The sequence below is a fragment of the Allobaculum sp. JKK-2023 genome, from assembly GCF_034745455.1.
GTDB lineage: Bacteria > Bacillota_I > Bacilli_A > Erysipelotrichales > Erysipelotrichaceae > Allobaculum.
This window is the reverse complement of sequence record NZ_JAYERV010000003.1, coordinates 2,089,081-2,112,136: the sequence shown is the minus strand read 5'-3', so window position 1 is coordinate 2,112,136 and position 23,056 is coordinate 2,089,081. Positions and strand designations below refer to the sequence as shown.

16 protein-coding genes and 1 pseudogene are annotated in these 23,056 nt (G+C 46.2%); 3 read left to right on the top strand and 14 right to left on the bottom strand.

Features of this window, described 5'->3' with window-relative positions; translation table 11 throughout:
• Positions 1-248: 248 nt before the first annotated feature.
• The 6 genes from U4956_RS08470 to U4956_RS08445 form a co-directional block, all read right to left on the bottom strand.
• Complete coding sequence (locus U4956_RS08470) at positions 249-1,295, bottom strand: LacI family DNA-binding transcriptional regulator (protein ID WP_323090154.1); 1,047 nt, start codon at positions 1,293-1,295, stop codon at positions 249-251.
• A gap of 5 nt (positions 1,296-1,300) precedes the next feature.
• Positions 1,301-2,146, bottom strand: coding sequence for a carbohydrate ABC transporter permease (locus U4956_RS08465; RefSeq protein WP_323090153.1), 846 nt, complete (start codon positions 2,144-2,146; stop codon positions 1,301-1,303).
• Entirely contained in the window at positions 2,146-2,997 is an 852-nt protein-coding gene (locus U4956_RS08460; protein ID WP_323090152.1) for a sugar ABC transporter permease, read from the bottom strand. The genes U4956_RS08465 and U4956_RS08460 overlap by 1 nt, the downstream gene beginning before the upstream one ends.
• Before the next feature lie 623 nt (positions 2,998-3,620).
• Complete coding sequence (locus U4956_RS08455; protein WP_323090151.1) at positions 3,621-4,967, bottom strand: ABC transporter substrate-binding protein; 1,347 nt, start codon at positions 4,965-4,967, stop codon at positions 3,621-3,623.
• A gap of 694 nt (positions 4,968-5,661) precedes the next feature.
• Positions 5,662-6,564, bottom strand: coding sequence for a glycine betaine ABC transporter substrate-binding protein (locus U4956_RS08450; protein WP_323090150.1), 903 nt, complete (start codon positions 6,562-6,564; stop codon positions 5,662-5,664).
• 505 nt (positions 6,565-7,069) lie between these two features.
• On the bottom strand, positions 7,070-8,002 hold the full coding sequence (locus U4956_RS08445; protein WP_323090149.1) for a DMT family transporter: 933 nt from the start codon (positions 8,000-8,002) through the stop codon (positions 7,070-7,072).
• Between the two features lie 245 nt (positions 8,003-8,247).
• Here U4956_RS08445 and U4956_RS08440 point away from each other — a divergent pair, with 245 nt between their 5' ends.
• Entirely contained in the window at positions 8,248-9,150 is a 903-nt protein-coding gene (locus U4956_RS08440) for a hypothetical protein (RefSeq protein WP_323090148.1), read from the top strand.
• 770 nt (positions 9,151-9,920) lie between these two features.
• Here U4956_RS08440 and U4956_RS08435 read toward each other — a convergent pair.
• The 3 genes from U4956_RS08435 to lacG form a co-directional block, all read right to left on the bottom strand.
• Positions 9,921-11,693 carry a PTS transporter subunit EIIC gene (locus U4956_RS08435; RefSeq protein ID WP_323090147.1) on the bottom strand — a complete coding sequence of 591 codons (1,773 nt, stop codon included), beginning with the start codon at positions 11,691-11,693 and terminating at the stop codon, positions 9,921-9,923.
• Positions 11,694-11,698: 5 nt separating this feature from the next.
• Positions 11,699-12,010: a PTS lactose/cellobiose transporter subunit IIA gene (locus U4956_RS08430; protein WP_323090146.1), complete on the bottom strand. Its 312-nt coding sequence runs from the start codon at positions 12,008-12,010 to the stop codon at positions 11,699-11,701.
• A 234-nt stretch (positions 12,011-12,244) separates the two neighbouring features.
• Positions 12,245-13,645, bottom strand: coding sequence for a 6-phospho-beta-galactosidase (gene lacG, locus U4956_RS08425; RefSeq protein WP_323090145.1), 1,401 nt, complete (start codon positions 13,643-13,645; stop codon positions 12,245-12,247).
• Positions 13,646-13,917: 272 nt separating this feature from the next.
• Between lacG and U4956_RS08420 the strand changes: the two genes are divergently transcribed.
• Both U4956_RS08420 and U4956_RS08415 read left to right on the top strand, forming a co-directional pair.
• The gene (locus tag U4956_RS08420) at positions 13,918-14,757 is read left to right on the top strand and encodes a DeoR/GlpR family DNA-binding transcription regulator (protein WP_323090144.1); all 840 of its coding nucleotides are present in this window, start codon (positions 13,918-13,920) and stop codon (positions 14,755-14,757) included.
• Between the two features lie 94 nt (positions 14,758-14,851).
• The gene (locus U4956_RS08415; RefSeq protein WP_323090143.1) at positions 14,852-15,502 is read left to right on the top strand and encodes an HAD family hydrolase; all 651 of its coding nucleotides are present in this window, start codon (positions 14,852-14,854) and stop codon (positions 15,500-15,502) included.
• A 359-nt stretch (positions 15,503-15,861) separates the two neighbouring features.
• Here U4956_RS08415 and U4956_RS08410 read toward each other — a convergent pair whose 3' ends face one another.
• The 5 genes and pseudogenes from U4956_RS08410 to dnaJ all read right to left on the bottom strand — a co-directional run bounded on the left by U4956_RS08410 (position 15,862) and on the right by dnaJ (position 23,021).
• On the bottom strand, positions 15,862-16,776 hold the full coding sequence (locus tag U4956_RS08410; protein ID WP_323090142.1) for a hypothetical protein: 915 nt from the start codon (positions 16,774-16,776) through the stop codon (positions 15,862-15,864).
• Between the two features lie 154 nt (positions 16,777-16,930).
• Entirely contained in the window at positions 16,931-17,920 is a 990-nt protein-coding gene (locus U4956_RS08405) for a DnaJ C-terminal domain-containing protein (protein ID WP_323090141.1), read from the bottom strand.
• A gap of 806 nt (positions 17,921-18,726) precedes the next feature.
• Positions 18,727-20,478: a zinc ribbon domain-containing protein gene (locus U4956_RS08400; protein WP_323090140.1), complete on the bottom strand. Its 1,752-nt coding sequence runs from the start codon at positions 20,476-20,478 to the stop codon at positions 18,727-18,729.
• Positions 20,479-20,698: 220 nt separating this feature from the next.
• A pseudogene (locus tag U4956_RS08395) lies at positions 20,699-21,247 on the bottom strand (IS607 family transposase); the annotation flags it as partial.
• 646 nt (positions 21,248-21,893) lie between these two features.
• A complete protein-coding gene (gene dnaJ / locus U4956_RS08390) occupies positions 21,894-23,021 on the bottom strand; it encodes a molecular chaperone DnaJ (protein ID WP_323090138.1) in 1,128 nt (375 codons plus the stop codon).
• Positions 23,022-23,056 lie beyond the last annotated feature (35 nt).

Sequence of the window (23,056 nt, the reverse complement as noted above, 5' to 3'; positions counted from 1 at the left end):
TCCCTTTTTGAGAATCGTTCCTGACTGCAGGCTTTGTAATGACTCAGGATGGGGTTCGATCCAGAAGGGGGCTTCTGTCTGCTGATGAGATAAATCTAAATAGTTATAATCGTTTTTCGCATATTATCGGGTGAATCAGAATAGCCAGCGTCAAGAATCCATAAATCGATAATAGCACTCTCGCCTTCGTTTGATTTCTTTTTAACAGTCTGGTTAAAAGGAAAACGTTTCGAAGGGATGATTTCGCCTTAAGAAAGAGCCGGATCAAACGGATGCACGGGCTTTGGACAGGATTCTTTCCAGCGAACCTGCCATGAAGCTTCGCGCATCGGAAGATCAAGCAGACTCCAGTCATGACTTTCCAGCTTCAAAACCAGCTCGCAGATCTGTTTTGCATCGTCTTCCAGATCCCGTCTGATCCCAGAAAGCCGCGGAATCGCAAATTCAGCGTTCTCGGTCAGATCCAGAGCAAAAATGGCCAAATCTTCCGGGACCCGTTTGCCAAGATCTGCCGCTGCCCGCAAAGCCCCCAGAGCCTGGTCCTCATCGCCCACCAGCACGGCATCCACATCCGGAACCTGCTGCATGAGCTGGAGCAGACCCTGATAGCCGCCGCGAAGGGTGGATGGCTGCAGGGTCGAGCGATCATTGGCCACGAAGACCAGATCGCGGGAATAAAATGCGTACTGGACGCCTAAAAAAGACTCCTGCAGTTCTGGATAGGTATAGCGATCATTCAAAATGACGCCAATGGATTTGCGGCCGGTTTCAAACAGCCACTCTGTGGACTGCTGGGCCACTTCAGTCTGGGGGAGACCGAAACTGATCAGTCTTTCCAGGCCGAGTCCGCTCTGGTCTACACCAACACAAAGGGCCGGAACTGCGCTCCGACCCAGAGTACGAAGCTTGCTGCGTCTTGCCCCAAAAAAGATCAGAGCACCCGGTGTCTGACAGCGCATCTGTTCATGGGCTGCTTCAGCTTCGTTTTCATCATGGTGAACTTGAACAAGCGTAACCCTTTTTCCCTGCTGTTTCAGTCTGTTTTCCACAAGACAGGCCAGTCGGGAATAAATCGGGCATCCGTCAGCCTGTACAATCATCAAAATTCCTTCCGGGCGCTTTTGTCTCAAAGCGCTGGCGAAATCATTTTTCTGATAATTGAGTTGTCGTGCCGCTTCTAAAACTTCTTTTCTGGCCGTTTCATTGACACCCGATGCATCGCTCATCACCCGCGAGACAGTCCCTAAGGACCAGCCCGAAGCTTTGGCGATGTCTTTCATGGTGACCTTGGCCAAAATCTTTATCCTTTAACGGCGCCGGCAGCAACACCTTTAATAATGTGTTTCTGACCCAGAATGTAGACGATGATGATTGGGATGATGGTCATCATGATCGAAGCCATCATTGGACCCATGGCAACACGTCCATAGCTTCCACGGAAGTACTGAATCAGCATTGGGATGGTCTTGTACTTGGTGATATCAAGAACCAGTGTTGGTAATAAGTAGTCGTTCCATACCCACATCGCCTGCAGGATGGTAACGGAAACCATAGTTGGTTTCAGGATTGGGCAGACAATCTTGAAGAAGATCTGCAGCGGTGTGCAGCCATCAACCAGGGCAGCTTCTTCGATTTCCACTGGAATGGATTTTACGAAGCCTGCAAACATGAAGACGGCAAGACCGGCACCAAATCCGAGGTAAATAATCCAGATGTTGTACGGTGTGTTCAGTTTGAGCAGGTCCGCTGTCTGAGACAGGGTAAACATAACCATCTGGAACGGTACAACCATGGAGAATACAAATAAATAGTACAAAAAGTTATTAAATTTCGATTTGACACGGATGATGTACCATGCGCACATGCTGCAGCAAAGAATAATCGCAGCAACAGACGTTACGGTAATCAGTGTGGAGTAACCCAGAGAAGATAAGAATCCCTGAGAATTTAATGCTTCAGTATAGTTCGCCAGGCCGGCAAACTGACCGGGGCCAGGCATGGAGAATACACTGCTGGTTGTAATTGCACTTTCGACCTTTAAGGAGTTGACCAGAATCATGAAAACTGGGTAAATCCACAGGACAGTCAGAATGCACATGAGAATGAATAACAGGACTTCTTTGACTTTGGAGCCTTCTTTTTTCATTATGCCTGAACCTCCTTACTTCTGGTGCTTCTTAACTGCCAGAATCCAATCAGGATAACAACAATCGAGAAGATAACCGATTTAGCCTGTCCAATGCCTTTCCAGGCTGCACCGGCACGAGCGTAGAACGTGTTGTAGATATTTAATGCAAGCATATCTGTCGCATGACCTGGATCACCGTTAGTCAGAGCTAAGTTCTGGTCGAACAGTTTCAGTGAGTTGGTCAGCGTCAGGAATACGCAGATCGTGATAGATGGCATCATCATTGGAATCTTAATCTTCCAAAGAATCTGCCAGTCGTTGGCACCATCGATTTTTGCGGCTTCAATCAGATCATCGGGTACGTTCTGTAAACCAGCGATGTAAATAATCATCATGTAACCAATCTGCTGCCAGCACATCAGGATGATGATGCCCCAGTAGCCGGCTGTAGCATTCAGCTTTAACAGCGGCTGTCCGCAGATTGACAGGATCCCGTTGATCAGAATCTGCCAGATGTAGCCCAGAACAATACCACCAATGAGGTTAGGCATGAAGAAGATCGTTCTGAAGAAGTTGGTTCCCTTTAATTTCTGTGTCAGAGCCATTGCCAGCGCAAATGCAAGAACGTTGATTGCGATGATATTGACAATTGTAACGGCCAGCGTGAACCAGGCTGCCTGTAAGAATAATGGATCCGTCAGGGCGCTTACGTAGTTACCAAAACCGATAAACCGCGCGTTGCCTACAGTGGTAAACCGACAAAACGAAAGATACAGACCTTCTAAAAAAGGAATGATAAATCCAATCGTAAATGCTGCCAGAGTAGGAAGGACGAAGATCCAGCCATAGCGTTTCAGAGCCTTTTCCATAATTTTTTCCTTATCTTCCTAAATCAGTATTTTTTCTTTTTTGGCCAACTGTTTCCTTACGGTGTTTCGACTTGATTTAAATTCAATCAGATTCAGGACTGATCAGATTGAAATCCAGTCAAATTAAGTTGTTCTTTCAAACAATAAGCGCAGGCGGAAGTGACCTCCTGCCTGCGCGTTAGTTCGATATACAAACCGAAGGAATTGATTGATGAATACCTGTCTGAATCCGTATTGGTTTTGCGGCTTCATGAAAATCATGAACCCTGCGCACCAGATCAGGTTGTTCTGTTTCCAGAACGAATATGGACATCTTTCAACTTATTCTGAAAGATGTCGTGAAGCTTTAGAGAAGAATTCCGGCTTGCAACGAAGAGAGTCAGCCAGATCATCTCCCTCCATTGTGCAAGCCTGCTTTTGCAGGAAACAGACTTGCACAAGGATGAACTGAAGCCGATCCATCCATGGAAGATTCGATGTGTACAGCCGGATTCAAAAGCTGCCCGCCCGTCGATTCATCCAGATGGATTGTTGAAAAGCTGCTGATCAGATTGTCTTGATCAGATTATCTATTCAGTGAACTGTGAATTGTATTTGAGAATCAGAGGTTTGAATGGTCCAGATTACTGAGCAAGTTCTTTTTCTGTCTTCCAGTTGTCAACGAATGCTGCTTTCACTTTATCCCAGTTTTCATCCGTTGGATCCGCTGCATAAGCAGTCAGAGCAGAACCTAAACCGTTCTTCCATTCTTCAGAAGGCATTGTTGTGAAGTTCCAGGATACTGGTGTCTTGCCATCCTGAGTCAGCTTGATATCTTCCTGAACGAATACGTTTGGAGATGGTTTTGCATCTTTGAATGGGATAGTCAGACCGAGGTCATCCGCCATGAAGGCTGTACCTTCTTCAGAAGTAACTAACCAATCCATGAATTCGAGAGTCGCTGCGATATCATCTGCGCTTGCTTCTTTGTTCACTACCCAGTAGTTTTCAGTACCAGTAGTCAGACCCTGATTTGCTTCGTCGCCGGCACCCATGTAGATTGGGATCATTGTGATCTGTTCATCTGTCATGCCGTTGTCGATCAGGTTTGTGTATTCCCAGGAACCGTTCTGGAAGAATACAGCCTGACCAGAAGTGAATTCACGTTCACTGTCATCAGCAGTCTTGGAAGCCAGATCAGCACCCGGAGTTGTGGAATCTGTGATGTACAGATCAAAGATCTGACGGTAGTTTGGCAGATAAGTTCCTGCGAGTTCTTCTTTATCCGCTACGCCATCATCCTGGTATTCGAAATACAGAGGCATGTTGGCCAGGTGAGTTTTGAAGCGCCAGTCAGAAGAGCCGTCCATACCAGCGGAAGTGAAGGCAGCAAATCCGAGTTCATCTTTGCGGGACTGAATGTCGTCGGCAACTTTCTTCAGGTCTTCGAAAGACTTAATGTCATCTACTGTGTAGCCAGCTTTGCTGAGCAGTTCAGTGTTGACGATGATACCGTAGGATTCGATTGCATAAGCGATTGCAGCGACATCATTATCCGCTTTGTCGCCAATATATAATGCATAGTCATCACTGGTCAGCTGATCGAAGACTGGAGTGCCATACAGGTTGTATGCATAATCTTCCCAGTTTTTCAGACCTACAGGTCCGTTAACCTGGAACAGAGTTGGAGCACCGCTCTTGCCCATTTCAGACATCAGAGTGGTTTCGTAGTTGCCGCTTGCAGCAGTTACAACTTTTACGTCGATACCCTTTTCTTCAGAGTATTTTTTCGCCATTTCCTGCCATGCTGCGTCAGCTTCAGGTTTGAAGTTGAGATAGTAAACAGATCCTTTAGAAGCATCCCCAGCTGCTGTGGATTCACCACCAGCTGTAGATCCCGTTGTTTCAGAGCTGGAGCTGGAGCTGGAGCATCCGGCCAGAGCCATTGCGCCGATCACTGCCGCAGAAGCAAATTTCTGCCAATTTTTCATATATCCTCCTAATCGTTTGCACGCCGGGTTTCACTGTCGCACCGGCTTGTTTCGCAAACTTGTTCTGTTTTGATTATAGCAACATTATGCGAAAGTGCTACCACTTAGAAAACGTTTTCCGCATTTTTTTGAAACCGCCTTCTTCCCCCTTACACGGCCAATCTCATTCGGTTTATGAATCCAACCCACAGATTTTCTATGATTCCGTTTTCATTTTTTCAATATTCGAGTGTTTTTACCTGTATCTTGTCAAAATAATATCGAAACAATTTGGTGCAAGTCGTTTGCACGAAAAGTTATCATATAACTCACCGAATCGGAATCAAATTCAATATTCGCTTAGGCATAAAGAAAAGCCCGCAGATGGCGGGCTTTTTGTTGCATAAATTGCGGCATAATAAAAATTGAAATTGCACATCACATGGCATTTGTTGCATTACGAAAACTCCGTTTGCGCTGACGGATTTTTTCGCTATAATAATTCCTATTTTCCAATCTTGAAACGTTTTTTTCTTCACTGACTCCGGATTGATTTTTGTATACTTTTTACTGCTTTTTTCGCATTCAAGAGCATCGATTTGATCGTGCTCAATTTAAATGCTCAACTTTTCCCACCATCATCATAGACGTTGACCAAAAAAAATCCGGCCTTGTATGACCGGATTTTTGAAAACGTTTCATGAAAATTGTTTTTTTACGCCGACATTGGCTTTTCTGCAACCAGATTCTTCGCTTTTAAAAGCATCATGGCTGCCTGCTGGGCTGTAAAAAGATCCGAAGTCACTCCGCCAGCCAGAGCGGCCAGCTGACCATCTGTTAAGACCGCCGCAATCGACTTGGCAATCTGCGCCAGTTCCGGATATTCCTTCAGGGCATCTTTCGTGATGACAATCCCTGCCGTCATATCCTCGCGCACTCCCAGATCGTCTTCCAGAATCACGAGTTCCGCCTTATTGACATAGCCATCGACTGAATGAGCCGGAATGACATCAATCTTCTGATCAAGCAATTCTTCAACCAGACCATCTTCCGGCAGGTTGCTTGTCGAGGCAAAGTCAAAGCCATACTCGCTTTGCAGATACGGGTAGCCTGTCGAGTCTTCAAAGAAAATCGTCGGCGCTCCAATGGTCAGCTGATCATCGATTTTCAAAAGCTCCGACAGTGTATGGATGTTTTCTTTGAGCATCAGCCGCCGGGAGATGGCCAGTGTGTAATGATCTTTCACTTGCGGCAGGTTATACCAGGAAAGCCCCAGTTTCTTGTATTCACTCTGCAAAAGCCCCAGATCTCCGGCATGATAGGAGTCTTTCTTCTGCAAAACATTTCGCCAGGCCGCTTCGGTAAACTCAATGCCTACCTGTAGACAGTCACTTTCCAGCGCTGGCTGCAAACTTGCAATTCCACTTCCCGTCTGGCGGATCTGGCACTCAATTCCCTTACGAGCTGCCAGTTCTCTGACCATATAGCCAATAATCTGGATATGCGCTTCATCGCTGACGCCCACCCGCACAACGTGTTCATCCGCACATCCGGCAAATAAAGACAGGCTGAGAACAAAACTCATCAGCAGTCCTGCATATTTTCGCACTCTTCGCATTGTCCACTCCTTTCCTGGAATCCGTCAAAACCATCCAATCCCCTTTTGCTCATTGCTTTTTGCCGCTTTTCATAAATCTGCATCCAGCAAGCCTTGATGGGGCTGGGTCGTCTGGGATTCTCTTTCTATTTTTTCTTTTCGTTTTTCAAGATCTGATGTCTGTTTTCAGTTGAAAGTGCGGGGTTCTTTACCTGTAGAGCCGGATAGAGTTGCATAGAACATCATAGGTCTCCATAGATCTGAATAACCACCGATCCATCTGAATGTCCGTCCAAATATCCGTCCAAAATTTGTCTGCTATTCCTGCACAGAAACCTATTCTGTATCTTCTCTGCCTGCCAGATCGATCGGCCAGAGCAAAGAGGCCCGCTTTTTGTCAGCTTTATTGTAACGAACAAACGACCTGAAAAAGAAAAGAAAACCAGTCCGATCCTGATGAAAAGAGCAGACTGGTTGTTCTTCTGGTTCTTGTAAGCAAATGCATCTCTGTAAGTTTTTCAGCCGCTCAGCCTGCCTGCGCATTGGTTTCCAGCTTCTGCGTTTTCAAGTTAACGACCAGAATGCCGGCACTCATAAAGATCGCACCCAGCGCAATTCGAAGACTTAGCGCCTCATGCAAGAACAGTGCCGAGAACAGAACTCCAAACAGACCGATCGTGCAGCCAAAGACCGCCACACTGGAAACCGGCCATCTGGAAAGCAAAACACCCCATAAGGTATAGGCACCAGCGGAAACAAAGGCAAGCATCAATAAGAGCAGCGCCCCCGCTCCATTCCAGTGAATCACGGGATGGCCAATCAGAAAACTGGCTCCAATCATGGCAAGCCCACCAATGGCAAACTGCCAGCCCGAAAGCAAAACCGGACTCGACTGGCGCGAGAAGATCTGAATGAAAATCGCCGAGATCGCCGCGCAGACCTGCGAAAGTACCAGGACGCCTTCGCCATTGAGACTGAAGGTAAATCCACCGGCCGTATAGTTCATGATTAAAATTCCGGTAAAGCCAGTCAGGCAGCCGATGAATTTGAGCGGTGTCATTTTCTCGAGCCTGAAAAGCCAGCAGGAAAAAACCAGCTCCAGCAAAGCAGCCAGTCCACTTAAAACCGACATCATCATGCCGGTTGAATGCGCCCCGCCAAGATAATAGAAAACATATTGACCAAATGTCTGGAAGCAGGCCAGAACCAGAATCGGCCTGATCTCTTTTTTGCACGGGTGGACAAAGTGTTTTTCTTGGAGACTGCTCCAGGCAATGACCATCACACCGGCCAGAAAAAAGCGCAGTCCCGCAAACAGGATAATCGAACTGGTCGATTCAATCTGCATAATCGAATAACCTGTTTTAATCAACGGCGGCGCCAGTCCCCACAGTGCGCAGCAAAACAATGCGCCAGACCATAAAGAGAAGCGGTCGTTTCCACCGCTTTTTTGCATCATTGAATTTTTCCTCATGTTCACAAGCATAGCGCAAAACCCCCAAAAGAGAATTTTCTGATCCTGCCCAAACGCTTTTTCCTGGAGAGATTTCGATGATTTCCGGCCAGTTTCGAATTTCTTCTTGTTTCCCGATTTCAAAGCCGTCAGTGCCCTCAGTTTAAATTCCCGCCCGTAAGCAAAAAATCAGATGCTATAATGAAGCTAACTGCGGTTTCAGACCGCAAGGAAAGGTAAGTATTTGTCTTATGGTTCTGTTTTCTCAGATCGTCCTGGTCATCCTCACCCTGCTGGTGCCGTTTGTGATGACCGTTTCCTATACCTATATCAAAGACAACGGCTGGCGCCCGGTTGTCTTCGGGATTCTGGAAATGATTTCGACACTTGTTTTAGTTCGCCTGATCCTGCCGCTGATTTTCATTCAGTCGGACTGGTTTGTTTCATTGATCAACAATGAAGCCCTGTTCAACATGGTCTACTCGATAGTTTTTGCGCTGCTTTTAACTTTGCTCAACTGGGTGGCTTTTCGCTTCCATTTACAGAACAACTTCCTGTCTTCAAAAGCCGTCGTTTTTGGATTTGAACAGGGATTTGCCTATGAAGCTTTATTTGTCGGATTTATCGGGCTGAGTTCCTTGCTTTCAAGCGCATCGGCTGATATTGACCCCGCTCAGATTGGCGGCTTATGGTATGCCCTGGGCGAGGCGATGTGTATTCTGGTTCTGTTTGCGGGCATGGGTGTCCAGTTTGGCCAGGCTATGGAAAAGAAAAAATACATCCAGCTTGGCGCCTGTGCCCTGGAAGTTTTCCTTTTGTTATATATCGGCTCTTGCTGGTATACCCTCTGGAAACTGCCAAGATGGATTTTGATGGCTTGCATGACTGTTGCAGCAATCCTGACAGCCTGGTGGCTGAAAGGCAAAGTCGACTGGTCGATGTTGTATAAGTCCGAAGCCAATGAGCCCCAGGAAGATCCTGAATATCTCAAAGAGCTGGAAGAATACGAAAAAGAACGCCAGGCCAGACGGGCTGCCAAGGCAAAAGCGGAAGCCAGCGCCAGTTCCCAGACTTCTTCATCTTCCTCTACCCCTACAGGCACGGCTTCCAGCCACTCTGCAGGTTCTGATTCCACCGCAAATCCTGCTGACTGACAATCTCAAACCGTACGACCATAACGGATTTTAACAGTTAAACAATATCGCGGAATCCCACTTAAACCTGAACAATTCACCAAAACCGAAAAATGGCCGGAAACACCTTTAAAGAACGTGTTTTCGGCCGTTTTGCTTTTCACCGAACAGGTGAGCGTAAATTATTCATCATTCCTGTGCAATGTTAACCACACAACCAAAAAAGAGTCCTAATCAAAGGACTCTCCCTATCTAGGACGACGTACTTCACATACGCCTAGTTGTTAACCACTATCTAGATATTGACCTGTCGAGTTATCTCCGGTATCCAGAATATAGATGGAATTAATCCTGATTTCAAGGATTTTAAAAATCTTAGCCAGCGAACCCAGAAAGATCCTGAATATCTCAAAGAGCGGGAAGAATACGAAAAGAAAAAAAGCATTCGAATTCATGATCCTCAGGCCTGGAAATCGGGTTCTACCAAGATTTCCAGGCCTTTTTGCGATCCTGCCAACTTCTGGATTGGCTGGATCACCATTTCTGATCCACTGCCAGAGATGAAAGAGAAAGCAGCACAGGACGAAAAGCAACCTTTAATTTCCTTGAACAAACAAAAGAAACGCTCTGTTCCATCTGGTAAACAGAGCGTTTCTACATAAACAGAGCATCGCTTCATATTCTTCGTTTATTGATAGAGGCGGCAGTAGCGACATCAGATCAAGGATGAATCATCTAAAATCCGTCTATCGTTCACGAACATTCGAAGCAAACCTGTCAGCTGACTTGGATCAGTCTTTTTTCACTTCATCAACAACAAAGTCAACGGCCTTTTCCGGCTGACGCGTCAGGTTAATATATTGCGCCCCTTTGGTTTTCACCACTTTGATTCCATACTTATCCGCATCCGCCTTGATTTCATCGTAGCGGGTCTGCACCTGCGGACTTAAGACGACAAGCTGGAAGTTTTGCAGAATGCCAGTATGACCACCAAACGCTTCCGCCTGGGCTGTTACAGGCAGACCTTTTTCCTGCGCCCCTTTGTTGACCGCATTGGCAAACATCGCAGACGTTCCGGCTCCTACACACAAAACAAGAACATTGAGCGGCTTCATACTCGAATCCTCACTATTGGACAAAGCAGTCTGCTCGATTGTTTGAGCTTTTGCCATTTCCGCTTCACTTCCAGCTTTTGCTTCAGATGTCTGATTGCTGGAAACCGGAGCGACTTCGATTGTCTTTGGTGCAACCTGAGCAGCTTTTTCCGCTTTTTCTTCTTCAAGTTCTGCTTCGCGGTTTTTGGCTTCTTCTTCAACGAGGGAAGTATCATACGCTTTGACAAATGGCAGGTACACCACCGCATCCACAACGATCAGCAGCAGGGCCAGAGCCAGCGCAAGCCAGCCCATGCCCGTGCCTAAAAACATCGCAATTGGTGCCGGTGTCGCCCATGGCAATACATAGATAAAGGAATTCATCTGGAGCACATCGACAAAGAATTTGAAGATCCATGCATTGAGGATGGGCGTGAGCAGAAAGGGAACGAAGAAATACGGGTTGAGCACGATTGGTGCTGCAAAGAGTACAGGTTCGTTGACATTAAAGATACAAGGCAAAAAGGATGCCTGGCCGACAGCTTTGAGCTGTTTGGATTTACAAAACCACATCAACAGGAATGGAACAACAAGTGTACAACCCGTACCGCCAAAGCAGACGATAAAGTTCTGGAATCCAGCGGTCAGGGCAATGGAAGCATGTTCTCCGCCCTGAACCAACATCAAGTTTGCTTCAACGTTGGCATAGATGGCTGCCGCAATGGCCGGTTCGACAATGGATGGTCCATGAATACCAAGGAACCAGAAGAACGCCATCGCGCCGCCAATCAGCCCCAGTCCAAGATAGGAATCGGCTGCCTGGAAGAACGGAGAGAACAACAGGATGACACTTTCCGCAAACCGGGCCCCAAAAATCTTGGTTGTCGCAAGATCAAGCAATACGCATCCAAGCACCGAAAACGAGAAGGGGAAAACATTTCGGAAGACATTCGAGATGACACCTGGCACTTCTGGCGGCATCTTGATCGTAATATTCTTGATCATGCAGAACTTATATAGATTGCAGGACAAAAAGGCAGAAATAAAGGAGCAAAGCAGACCTTTAGTTCCAAGATAGGTGATATCAATTCCGCCATCAATTTCTGTAACGGCCAGTGTCAGAAATCCGCAGATGCTTGCCAGCATGACCGAAATGACATTAATACTTTGATTGGCGGGCAGTTTACGATTCAAACTTTCAGCTAAAGAGCGGGCTGTGGTTGCGGCCACCAGAATGGCCACCACACCCATGGTCAGGTTGTAGACGCGCCATAACCAGCTGGATAATTCAGCGGGCAGTACAAAGCCGAAGACTTCCGGCAGCGCCGCACACAGAATGAAAATACTGGAAAACAGAATTGCCGGCATGGCGGTTAAGAAACCGTCACGAATTGCCTGAAGGTAGATATTGCCGGCCAGTTTATTAAAGAAAGGTCTTCCCTTTTCAATAAAAGCAATAATCGCGTTCATGCTCTTTATCCTCTTTTGTACAGTTCAATCATGTCAGTAATCAGATCGCGCAGCAGAATGGTTGTCATCAGATGGTCCTGGCCATGGATGAAAATGAAGCCCATATCCATGTCTTCCCCACCTGCCTCAGCGGCCAGAATCTGGGTCTGGCTTTTATGAGCCAGGTTGATGTTTTCGTCTGCTTCAGCCAGTTTGGATTCAACGTTAGCGAAGTTTCCGTTTCTGACTTCCTTGAGCAGATCGAGCAGTGTGCTTCTCGCATCGCCAGAGTACGCTACGATTTCAAATCCAGTCATTGTTAATTCATCTTTCGTCATGTCCTTGTTCTCCTTCACAGTTTTCATTTCAGCTTTGTTTAAAGCTTTATTTTTAAGTCTGACTTTCAGTTTTCCGTCAGTTTTTCGTTATTGATTATTGCTTATAGCTCTCTTTTCACTTCGATCCGGTGGAATCTGACTTCTTGTCTTTTCTGGATACCAGTCTCTTCTTGTCTTTCCAGAAAGTCAGCTCCTTCTTTGTTAGATCGCAAAACGTTTATCCTGGGTCAGCGTCTAGACAATTGTTTTAGTCTCAGAGAGCTGTTTGTACCAGTAGGCCGAGGCTTTGGGATAGCGCTTCTGGGTTTCAAAGTCGACGAAGAATAAGCCGTAGCGCTTGTTGTAACCATTCGACCAGCTAAAGACATCCATTAAGGACCAGAGGAAATATCCTTTGACATTCACGCCATCTTCAATGGCATCCGCCAGGGCCGAAAGGTATTTACGGATGTAGTCAATTCTTGGCTCATCCATGATGACGCCATCCTTGAATTCATCTTTATAGCCCATACCGTTTTCGGTAATATAAATAGCCTTGTAATTTGGATAATCCTCTTTGATCCGCATCATCAGGTCATACAGGCCCTGTGGATAAATGAGCCAGTCCCAGTCCGTTCTTTCCAGACCTTCTTTGTAAATCCGCTCGCCAATGCCTTTGACCTTATAACTGCCTGTCCCCTTATCGCCGGTTCCATTGTGGTGAATGGCGTTTTCACCGTTGTAAACCTTGACGAAGTGGCTCTGGTAGTGATTGATACCCAGATAGTCATTGCGATCTTTTGCCTTGCGCATTTCCACGAAATCTTCTTCTGGGAATTCATAGTGAGCATTGTTGGCCTGACAGATTTCATCAAGCGCCTGCAAGGTTTGGCTTGAATATTCACCTTTATACGTTGCATCCAACAAGAAGCGCACGGACAGGGCGTCATCGAGGAACGCCGCATGAATATCTTCTGGCGCATCACTGGCCGGATATTTGGTTTCCAGCGAATGCACCACACCGATCTGACCCGGATAGCCATTGTCCTTAAACAGATTCACCACTCTGGCGTGGGCATACATCATGTTGTGCAGGCAGGCAATCACCTTGGTCAGGTCGTATTTGATACCAGGTGGGAAGATTCCTAACAGATACTGGTTGGTTGCAATCGGGTAAATCTCGTTGAATGTGGTCCAGTATTCCACTTCCTTGAATTCGTCGAAGCAAAACTTCGCATAGTCGACAAAGGCATCAATTGTATCCCGGTTCAGGAAGTCCCCCTGATCAAACAGCGCTTTAGGCGTGTCGAAGTGGTGCAGAGTCACAAAGACTTTAATTCCCCGTTTTTTCGCTTCCGCTAAAACGTTGTGGTAGAACTCCACACCTTTCGGATTGACTTCGCCTTTTCCTTTCGGGAAAATCCGGCTCCATGCGATCGACAGCCGGATCCCGTTCACGCCAAACATCTGGCACAGTTCAAGATCTTTTGGGTACTGGTGATAAAAATCACTGGCTGGATCCGCCAGAAAGCGTCCCTGTTTTTCCAGGTATTCATCCCAGGCCACTTCCCCTTTTCCGTCTTCGTGGGTTGCGCCTTCTGCCTGATACGCAGCCGTTGCCCCGCCAAACAGAAAATCTTCAGGTAATTTTTTCATTCTTCTCTCCTTAGCAGCAGTCATCGGGGGCGATGGCCGCTGTGTATGAACGCCTTCGTTTGTTCTTGTTCGAATTTGTTCTTCTTTGTTGTTACACCCACAATATACAGGACACCTACGCATGAGTCAACACTTTCAAACAACATTTTCAAACATATAAACCGCTTACTCACCGACTAAAGAAGAAAAAATGTTTGTTTTTGTTTGTTTAAGCTTGACCTGTATAAAATTTCCGTATTAAATAAAAATGCAGATGCAAGGAGGATTCATGTATGTTGAAACGCGAACGTCTTATGCGGATCCAGGAAATGATTGCCGAAAAAGGAATTGTCACCGCATCCGAGATCATCAACGCTCTGGGGGTATCCGACATGACGGTCCGACGCGATCTGGATGAACTGGAAAAAAACGGAAAACTGATCCGGATTCACGGCGGTGCCCAATCGCTTGACTATAACATTGATTACGAACTGAGCCACCTGCAAAAAGCGACAGTAAAAGTCGAAGAAAAACTGGCCATCGCCAAAGCAGCGGTGGATCGGGTTGGTGAGCATGAAACCATCTTTCTTGGACCGGGAACAACGATTGAAATGATGGCCCAGTTATTAAAGGAAAGAAACGTCCGCGTCATCACCCCTTCTCTGGCGGCTTTTGAGGCGCTCAAAGAAAAACAAGATGACCAGATTCTTCTGGTTGGCGGATCCTATCGCTCCAATACCAAGGCTTTCTGCGGACCGCTTGCCAACCAGGTCGTCGCAAGCATGAAGTTCAATAAAGCGTTCATTTCCTGCAATGGCATCGCCGATAACTCCATCACGACCTCATCCATGGAAGAAGGCGAACTCCAGAAGATTGCCTGCAACAACGCAAAAACCGTCTACCTGCTGGCAGACGATCACAAATTTAACCGTGAAGATTTTTATGTTTACTACTCGCTTCACAATATCGATGAAGTCATTACAGATGATCAAGTCTCAGAGGACACCCTCGATCATTACCGCCAGTTCACCAGTATCACCGTAGCCCCAAGCCGCGATCAAGCAGACGAAATCCGGGAGGGAAACAAAGCGGATCAGCCAGAACTGACAGAACAAGCAAGCCGCGCAAAGTAAACAAGAGTCATCCCTCCAGGCCAGGCATTGCGCCGGCAGCCTGGAACAGACCAGACAAATCCAGAAAGATAAGCATAAAAAAGGAGAAAACGAAATGCAAGGAGTAATTTTTGATTTTAACGGAACACTGTTCTTCGATAACGACAAACATGTAAAGGCCTGGAGCCGAATTGCAAGAGAACTTCGCGGTACGCCCATCACGGAAGAAGAGCTGCATACTCACATGAACGGAAAACCTAACATTGAAATTGTCCGCTACCTGACCAATGGAAAAGCCACACCCGAAGAAGCAGACCGCTTATCCAAGCTCAAGGAAAAATACTATCGCGAAGCCTGTGTGGAAGACCTGCCCAGTTTCCATCTGGTCGAAGGAGCTGAGAAACTCTTCGATGACTTGAAAGCCGAAGGCGTTCCGTTTACGATTGCTTCTGCATCCATCAAAGACAATATTGATTTCTTTGTCGAAAGCTTCCACCTGGATCAATGGATCAAACCTGAGAATATCGTTTATGATGACGGAAGTTATAAAGATAAAGTGGCTATGTTCCAGAAAGCATCCAGAATCCTGAATGTTCCACTGGCAAAAATGACTGTCATTGAAGATTCACTGGCCGGCATCAACAGTTCCATCAAAGCCGGTGTACAGGATATCCGCCTGATGGATTCCGGCAATATTTATGATGAAGTCAAAGACCTTTCACAGATCCGACAAGTTGTCATGAACATGAATGAAATTGATCGTTGATCCTTCCCTCTCTGGCTGACTAACTGGCCGATCCAGTCTTATTCCTAGTCTGTTCAGCGCATCTCTCCAGCAAAACCATTCACTGCGCTAGCCACCCATTGGACAAAATGGATCTTCTGAGGATCGGGCACCTATAAACCCAGAGATTTATAGGGATTAATCATTTATGTTTAAGCCAATTTCAAGCTAATTCACGCAATAAAAATGCTCTGAATTCCACGGTAATCTTCCATACCGGAATTCAGAGCATTTTCATTTTTTTACGCAAAAGCATGGAGTTGCTGATTCTCATGCCAATCTACTCTTGCAGGATGGAAAAAAGCATCCTGATTCTTCGCTTGAAGGAAGAAAAGTTCGTTCTAGCGTTTAATTCCCGTCAGTTTTAACAGAAGAGACATGATTTTGTTTTCATCGAGAACAACCATTTTATCTTCCTGGATCTTTTCCGCAATACTGCTGACTTCTTCATCCGGATTGTAATAAGAAACGGGAATGTCTTCCAGACCCTCTTCCTGTAAGATCGCTTCCATTTCCGGGCGCAGATCTTCATTTCCGACCACCGCAATCCCGTAAGGGGAAACAACTACATTGGCTGCCCGCTGGCCATCGCCAAATTCAACATCATCAAGCACCGTGTACTGTTTTGGCAAATCATTTAAGGAAGTGGCATTGGCCACGATTGGCTGGCTGGAATCCACCTCACCAACTGGAGCACCGGCTGTCGATTTGCCCATCAGGCCGCTCGAAGCAGGCTGGGAAGCCGCAGGAGCGTCATTGGGATGAGTCAGACGGCGTTTTTCGAGCGCCAGTTTCTGGACCTGGCGGGAGATTTTGGTGTTATACACGGCAATTGCGATCATCACCACGCAAATGCCTAAGACAATCCATGTGCTGTAGGCGGTTTTGATGACAAACAGGAAAAGCAGATAGACAACGATGCAGGCAACCAGAGCCCACATAGTCATCTTGTATTTTTTCATCAGATCCTTAATCTGGTTATCCAGACTGGCAACAACTTCTGGATCCACGGCTTCGGCCTCTTCATCGCCAGTACTTGGAACAGAATCGATGATTTCGCCCTCTAATGGAGTCTCTTTTCCATAGCCGGCCAGTTCTTTGATCCCATCCTCCTGATTGTTCTGGGCTCTATCTTCTGAATCTACAGGAGTAATCACTTCTTCTTCAACAACTTCGACGGTTTCGACAACATCGCTGCCAGATTCGTTTGGTTTAACAGGTTTCTCGTTTGGAACCTGATTTTTGTTTTCATCCATTTTTTCACCTCATATCCCGGTTATTATAGCGGATCGCCGCCAAGATTGGCATCTTCTGTCCGATTGATTGCTTCACTGAAAAACAGCCGAACGGAAATTGTCGCGTTCGGCTGTTGAGATCGAATCGAATCCAACAGAATTTGGAAATCTGATTTTACTTTTGAAGATCACGTAATTTTTCAAAGAGCTCGCGCTGTTCGTCGGTCAGTGGTTTTGGAACAGTGATGCGAATCTTCGCATATTCGTCACCAGTACCTTTAGAGGAAGCGATTCCTTTGCCTTTCAGACGCAGTCTCTGGCCAGACTGAATACCAGCTGGAACTTTCATTTCTACTGTGCCATCGAGGGTTGGAACGTCGATTGTTCCCCCAAGAGCTGCCGTAACGCAATCCACACTGACTTCAACGATGATATCCAGGTTATCCCGGGTAAAGGTCTGGTCAGGCTTGATATTGACTTCAAGATAGAGGTCGCCTGCCGGGCCGCCAAATACGCCCGGTTCTCCTTTGCCAGGAATCCGGATCTTCTGGCCTTCCCGGATACCGGCTGGAATCTTAACTTCCAGCGTCAGCGGTTTGCTGACACGGGTGCCGTTCGGACCTGGTTCGGTTACATTAAACGTGAGCGTTTCCGTGCCGCCTTTGGCCGCTTCCATAAAGTCGATCGTAATGCTTCCATGACGATCTTCACCCTTTGCCGGGTATTCATGGGACTGGCTGCTCTGTCGGCCAAAGAGGTCTTCAAAGCTGAAGCCGCCCTGGCCGCCGCCAAAGCCTCCAAATCCGCCAAAGCTGCTTCCTCCTCCACCGAAGAGATCGGAGAAGTCAAAGCCTGCACCATCACCAGAATAGGAGAAGCCGCCATTTCCAAAGCCGCCAAATCCTCTCTGGGCGTTATACATATCTTCATTGAAGTTTGGATCAAGGGAAATCTCACCGTATTTATCATAAAGTGCCCGCCGCTCCGGGTTGGAAAGCGTTTCGTGGGCCAGGTTGATTTCTTTAAATTTATCTTCTGCGCCTGCGTCTTTATTCACGTCAGGGTGATACTTCATCGCCAGTTTCCGGTATGCCTTTTTAATGGCTTTGTCATCGGCATCTGGAGTCAGCCCGAGAATCGAGTAAAGTCTTGTATTATCTGCCATATTCAGTCCTTTCCAAAAAGCCAGCTGGCTTTTCAATCGGACAGCGTCTGATTTACATGTGTGTCCTTTTATATTTTTGATTATTTCTGCCAAAACCGTGGCTGAAATGACCACCTTTAAAGCGATTTTTGTCCCTGCACAGCCTGGTGGACTTTTGATACGTCCAGACAGGTCTGTAACTTTTTTGAAGCGTGGATTCAGAGTTATCCAGACCAGGTTCAAAGCTGCTTTAGAGAGAGGTTAGAGAAATAAAGGGCCAGGATCGTGTTTGGGGTTACCTTCAGTTTAGACTCTTCAGGACAAAAAGCCATTTTCAGCACTCAGCTGATTTTAGTTCCAAAACCATTGAAAGCAACAGCCAGGACGCTGATTTCAATGGATTCAGATCCCCTTCGTCTGTCCTTTCATCTGGTCTTTTGTCCCTTCAATAAATGAGTAGAATTTGTCCTTGGAGGGATAAAATGTACTCACTCCTGCCTGCGAACAGTGTTCGGCATTAGCCGGCGGTCGAAGGGTTAAATTGAATGGTGATCCAAAGCCTTGTCTTTTGGACTCCACTCTGAATCTTCAATCTTATCTAAGTCCCGCTTTACGCACCGCACTTTCCGGGGAAAGTACAGCTTGTAATTTTAAGGGGCATACCCCAATCTCGCAGAATTGGTCCCCCTCAAAGCCCGTCCGGCGCGGTACAGGCCTGAGTTTTAAGAAACCCGAAGATTTCACAAAACAGCTCCGGCCGGGCTTGATGAAAGCTCGGACAGTCATTATGGCTGTCTATTCATTTGTTTACTTGGTTAGTTAGGGAGTTATGGTGTTACTTGACTGGTTACTTGTTTTACTTCTTGTTTTGTTTCTTGTTTTGTTTCTTGTTTTGTTGCCTGCTGATTCTTTAACTGCTCGATTCTCTCTTCATAAAGCTTCTTAATGCTCTCTCGGGGAGTCCATTTGGTGATTTCCGGATGATTCTCATAAATCCATACAAGATTGGACGCCGCATTGATATCGGCGTTCATTTCTTTGTGCACAGGACAAAACGCCTTTTCATGAGCTGATTTGTCGCGGGTAACTTTTGCTCCGCAGATGTGGCAGTACTGGGAACTGTAGGCCTGATTGACATACGAGACTCCGATCTCCTTCAGGCCGGCTTTGTATTCGATTCTCTCCTGCAGGACGCCATACATCCATTCCGAAAGCAGGCGGTTCATTCGCTTATACTTGCTGGCCGCCCCTCGGATATCCAGATCTTCCATTACAATATGGCCGACATTCTGGTCTGTCTTCAGGACCAAAGCAATTTCTTCGTTGATCAGGCATTCCAGATGGGCCTGGATCTTTCTGGACTGGCGGGCAAAGGACTTTCTACCGCGGATATTGTTCTTTCTGATCCTTTCTGCCTTGCGCAAAAGCGAGTATGTCCGTTCTTCGCAGGCTTTCTTTTCCTGAGGGGAAAGATCCGGTTTTTTAGATGCAAACTTCTCCTGGTCAGCCTGCTTTAAAAGATTTTTTCTTCGATCCCGCATCCGGTTTCTCTGAACTCCTCGCGCACTCAGAAAATCAGAAGCAGGATAAAAGCATTCTTTGTAAGTTCTTTGGTCTAAAGTTTCAGCCGCCTTGCTCTTGTTTTTGCGCAACACCTGTTTTTTATCTTCAGTTTTCTTCTTTTTAAGTTCAGCAGACAAAATATTATTGGAAGTGCTGAGCAAAGAAGTAATTCCAGCATCTACGCCAACGTTCTTCTCTGACTTGGAAGGATGGTTTCTTACTTCGACAAGTCTCTGAAAAACCAGACGTTTTTTTTCACGGTCATAGAGCACAGTAAGGTTGCCTCTGGTCTTTTCTTTTTTGGATGTATAGAAAATCCCCCGGAGTTTGACTTCAAATGGCTCCTGGTTTCCTAACCCCATCAGCTGAATGATTGTTGTATTCTCTTCATGACGGATTGTATAACCGTTTTTGTCAATTTTCATCCAGCTGCCTTTGTTGGTATGAACTGGTTTATGGTACTGTCGATACCTTCTTGCCGCATGAGTGAGAAGCCGGTGGATTCTGACAGGATCGCATTTTTTCAGGCGGCCAGCGATATCTTTATTGGAAATCTCCAGAGGTTCAAACCGATGATTTCGAATGATTGGTTTAAACAGCGAAGGCGTCTTGACCACATAAAATACAACTGAGGCTTCCTGGGCATTCATCTTGTACTTCGTATAGAGTTCATCCTTGATACGGCGGATGATCTCTTCCTCCATGGATTTACGGTTTGTGATGATAGACTGCATAGCACATGTCCAGAGCCATGAAGGAAGCATTCCCTTTGGAAAAGAAATACCCGTCAATTTAGCTACGTGATTGGTCGTATCTTTAAGAAGCTGTCGTTTTTCAGCGCGGATTTGGTCCCGGCACTTTTTCCAGGACTTTCCCATCAACTCAATGGAACAGCCAAAAGGAGCAAGAAGGTTATAGGTTTCTCTCCAGGCGAGAAATAAGTTATCTGCCTGTCTGCTCTGGTTTTTGTCCAGTCTGACGGACACCATCTGAATTGTTTTTTTCGATCGACTCATCTTCCTTGTCCTCCTTGAGCAGTTTCCTGGTTTCTTCAATTATTTTCTTATTCGGATCTTGTGCGATGTTTGTTCTAAGACTTTGCTTTCAAGTGATTATGAAAATTTTCAATCTTCCATTAATGACTCGTTGATATAGAAATCACTCCTATGTCTATTGGGCAGATTACTTATGAAATTTTTCAAAATTGTGAAACAAACTATTCGGAACAAACATTGCTCAAGATCCCTTATTCTTGTTGCTGCATGAACCATATAAGCGGCCAGAAAAAACAGTAATGATGGCAATCAGGTCATCTGTGAGTTCCTGCGCACTGTTTCGTTCTTCTCCCTGATTGATGATTACAATTTCTGTCTCCATCTTTTTGGCAAGATATTCAACCAGTTCAAAGCCGAAACGCAGCAGGCGGTCTTTGTGGGTAATGACAATGTGACTGACTTTTCTGTTTATAAGCAGATCTATCAGTTTAAGCAGACCTGGCTTTTTGTAATTCATTCCAGATCCAATATCCTCAATAATCTGGTATTGCCAGCCCTGCTTCTGCATATAGATCTCAACAACATCTGCCTGCCTTTCCAGGTCCGCCATTCTTTTCTTTGTAGAAACACGGCAATAACCAATGGCGGTTCTTTGCGACTTTTCTGGAGTCTTCCCAAGATAGACATCCAGCTCTTCAGAATCAAACATATAATGGCCGCCAATAGAAAGATGATAAGGCAGGTTATCAGTTTTGATCATTCTGTACAAAGTATGTCTGCTAACTCCAAAATACTGGCAGACCTACGCGCTTTCTATTTCTATATTTATTGTACATCAGACGCAAAAAATGCGCAATAAAAAGACCGAAAACGCATTTATTTTATTTATCCAGATGGGCCTGACAAATGTCCCTTTCATGGTCAGGTTGACTAAAAACGTTCGCAATTAATGATCATAACAAACCCTAAAATGTTGATTTCAGGCGTAAACGTTCATATATAACAGACAAAAAATTGCTTTTAGCGCTTTTGTCGGTCGCATCTTATCCATTATTGAATCTCAAAAGCATCTTTCAGAGGGCTTTCATCCCCATGGCAAGCCGTGGCGTATTCGCCTAGCTTGATAACAAAGGACATGTTGGTGACGATGGACATGCAAAGAATAGTGGACAGGTGAAAAATGGAGGATGAGCCGATAACGGAATTTCAATCATTTAGCCCTTATTATTTTAAAATTGCCTTATTTATCCAACTGTTAAATCCCGTTTTTTGTCCGATCTTTTGTCCGGGCCTTGTCTGGTTCTTTGTCCTTTCAGCTGGTTTCTTCCATTTTCAGCCGCCATTTGCAAGAGAACACTTCTTCCTGCCACTGCCCATTTGGCCCTTATAAAAAGCCCATCGGTTCTGAATCCAGTTCCAATGGGCTGTTTTTGGGTTTATTTTCCGGAGAAGAATTTTTTGAAGCGTTCAAATGGGCTGTCGGCTTTGGCTTCAGCGGAACTGCGCAGCTGTTCATACAGTTCGCGGTCTTTTTCGCTGATTCGTTTTGGAATTTCAACTTTAATATCCACAAACTCATCCCCGGCACTCTTGCCGTATGGAACCCCTTTGCCTTTGAGACGGAACTGCTGGCCTGGCTGGGTTCCAGCTGGAATTTCGAGTTCAACATCCCCATGGACGGTTGGAACGTTCAGCGTTGTGCCTAAGGTTGCATCCAGTGCGGAGATTGGAACCTGAACCCGGATATCCTGGCCAGTCCGTTTGAAGACTGGATGCTCGCCGACGTTGATTTCAATGTAGAGATCACCGTTTGGACCCCCGTTCAGGCCGCGTTCGCCTTTGCCCACCAGACGGATCTGCTGGCCACTCTGAATGCCCTGCGGAATTTTGACATCGAGTTTTTTGGTGACATGCTCGTAGCCTTCGCCATGGCATTCGTGGCATTTTTCTTTGATCGTCTGACCGGTGCCGCGACATTCCGGGCACACTTCAGTCTGCTGGAAACGGCCAAATGGCGTATTGACCACTTCCGTGACGCGGCCAGTCCCGCGGCATCGCGAGCAGGTGTGCACATCCCCTGGATGTTCAGCACCCGTACCATGGCAATGCTCACAAGGCTCATCTACATCAACGGTGACGGTGCGAGTCGTTCCATCTACAGCCTCCATGAAGTCAATGTTCATGCGTTTGTAAACATCCTGCCCCTGGATTGGCTGGTTTCTGAAAGCCTGGCTCTGAGCGCCGCCAAAGCCGCCGCCGGTAAACATGTTGAAAATTTCCGAAAATGGATCATAACCGGACTGCTGCTGGTAGAAAGAACTGAAGTCAAATCCTCCCTGTCCATCAACCGTGCCAAAGCGGTCATATTGCGCTCTTTTTTCTTCGTTGCCTAAAATTTCATAGGCTCCGTTAATATCTTTAAACTTTTCTTCTGCACCTGGTTCTTTGTTGATATCAGGATGGTATTTGCGGGCTAATTTGTGGTAAGCCTTTTTGATTTCCTCTGCAGAAGCCGTTTTGTCAACACCAAGAATTTTGTATAAGTCTTTTTGCTGCTGCGGCATCGTATTCCCCCTTCTTACGCAGAAAGCTACAGAAG

What these genes read in the sequence shown, in the direction of transcription:
- U4956_RS08465 (WP_323090153.1), bottom strand. Translation starts at nt 2,146, where the DNA reads ATGAAAAAAGAAGGCTCCAAAGTCAAAGAAGTCCTGTTATTCATTCTC.
- U4956_RS08400 (WP_323090140.1), bottom strand. Translation starts at nt 20,478, where the DNA reads ATGAGTCGATCGAAAAAAACAATTCAGATGGTGTCCGTCAGACTGGAC.
- U4956_RS08420 (WP_323090144.1), top strand. Translation starts at nt 13,918, where the DNA reads ATGTTGAAACGCGAACGTCTTATGCGGATCCAGGAAATGATTGCCGAA.
- U4956_RS08415 (WP_323090143.1), top strand. Translation starts at nt 14,852, where the DNA reads ATGCAAGGAGTAATTTTTGATTTTAACGGAACACTGTTCTTCGATAAC.
- U4956_RS08450 (WP_323090150.1), bottom strand. Translation starts at nt 6,564, where the DNA reads ATGCGAAGAGTGCGAAAATATGCAGGACTGCTGATGAGTTTTGTTCTC.
- U4956_RS08445 (WP_323090149.1), bottom strand. Translation starts at nt 8,002, where the DNA reads ATGATGCAAAAAAGCGGTGGAAACGACCGCTTCTCTTTATGGTCTGGC.
- U4956_RS08460 (WP_323090152.1), bottom strand. Translation starts at nt 2,997, where the DNA reads ATGGAAAAGGCTCTGAAACGCTATGGCTGGATCTTCGTCCTTCCTACT.
- U4956_RS08405 (WP_323090141.1), bottom strand. Translation starts at nt 17,920, where the DNA reads ATGGCAGATAATACAAGACTTTACTCGATTCTCGGGCTGACTCCAGAT.
- dnaJ (WP_323090138.1), bottom strand. Translation starts at nt 23,021, where the DNA reads ATGCCGCAGCAGCAAAAAGACTTATACAAAATTCTTGGTGTTGACAAA.
- U4956_RS08455 (WP_323090151.1), bottom strand. Translation starts at nt 4,967, where the DNA reads ATGAAAAATTGGCAGAAATTTGCTTCTGCGGCAGTGATCGGCGCAATG.
- U4956_RS08435 (WP_323090147.1), bottom strand. Translation starts at nt 11,693, where the DNA reads ATGAACGCGATTATTGCTTTTATTGAAAAGGGAAGACCTTTCTTTAAT.
- lacG (WP_323090145.1), bottom strand. Translation starts at nt 13,645, where the DNA reads ATGAAAAAATTACCTGAAGATTTTCTGTTTGGCGGGGCAACGGCTGCG.
- U4956_RS08410 (WP_323090142.1), bottom strand. Translation starts at nt 16,776, where the DNA reads ATGGATGAAAACAAAAATCAGGTTCCAAACGAGAAACCTGTTAAACCA.
- U4956_RS08440 (WP_323090148.1), top strand. Translation starts at nt 8,248, where the DNA reads ATGGTTCTGTTTTCTCAGATCGTCCTGGTCATCCTCACCCTGCTGGTG.
- U4956_RS08430 (WP_323090146.1), bottom strand. Translation starts at nt 12,010, where the DNA reads ATGACGAAAGATGAATTAACAATGACTGGATTTGAAATCGTAGCGTAC.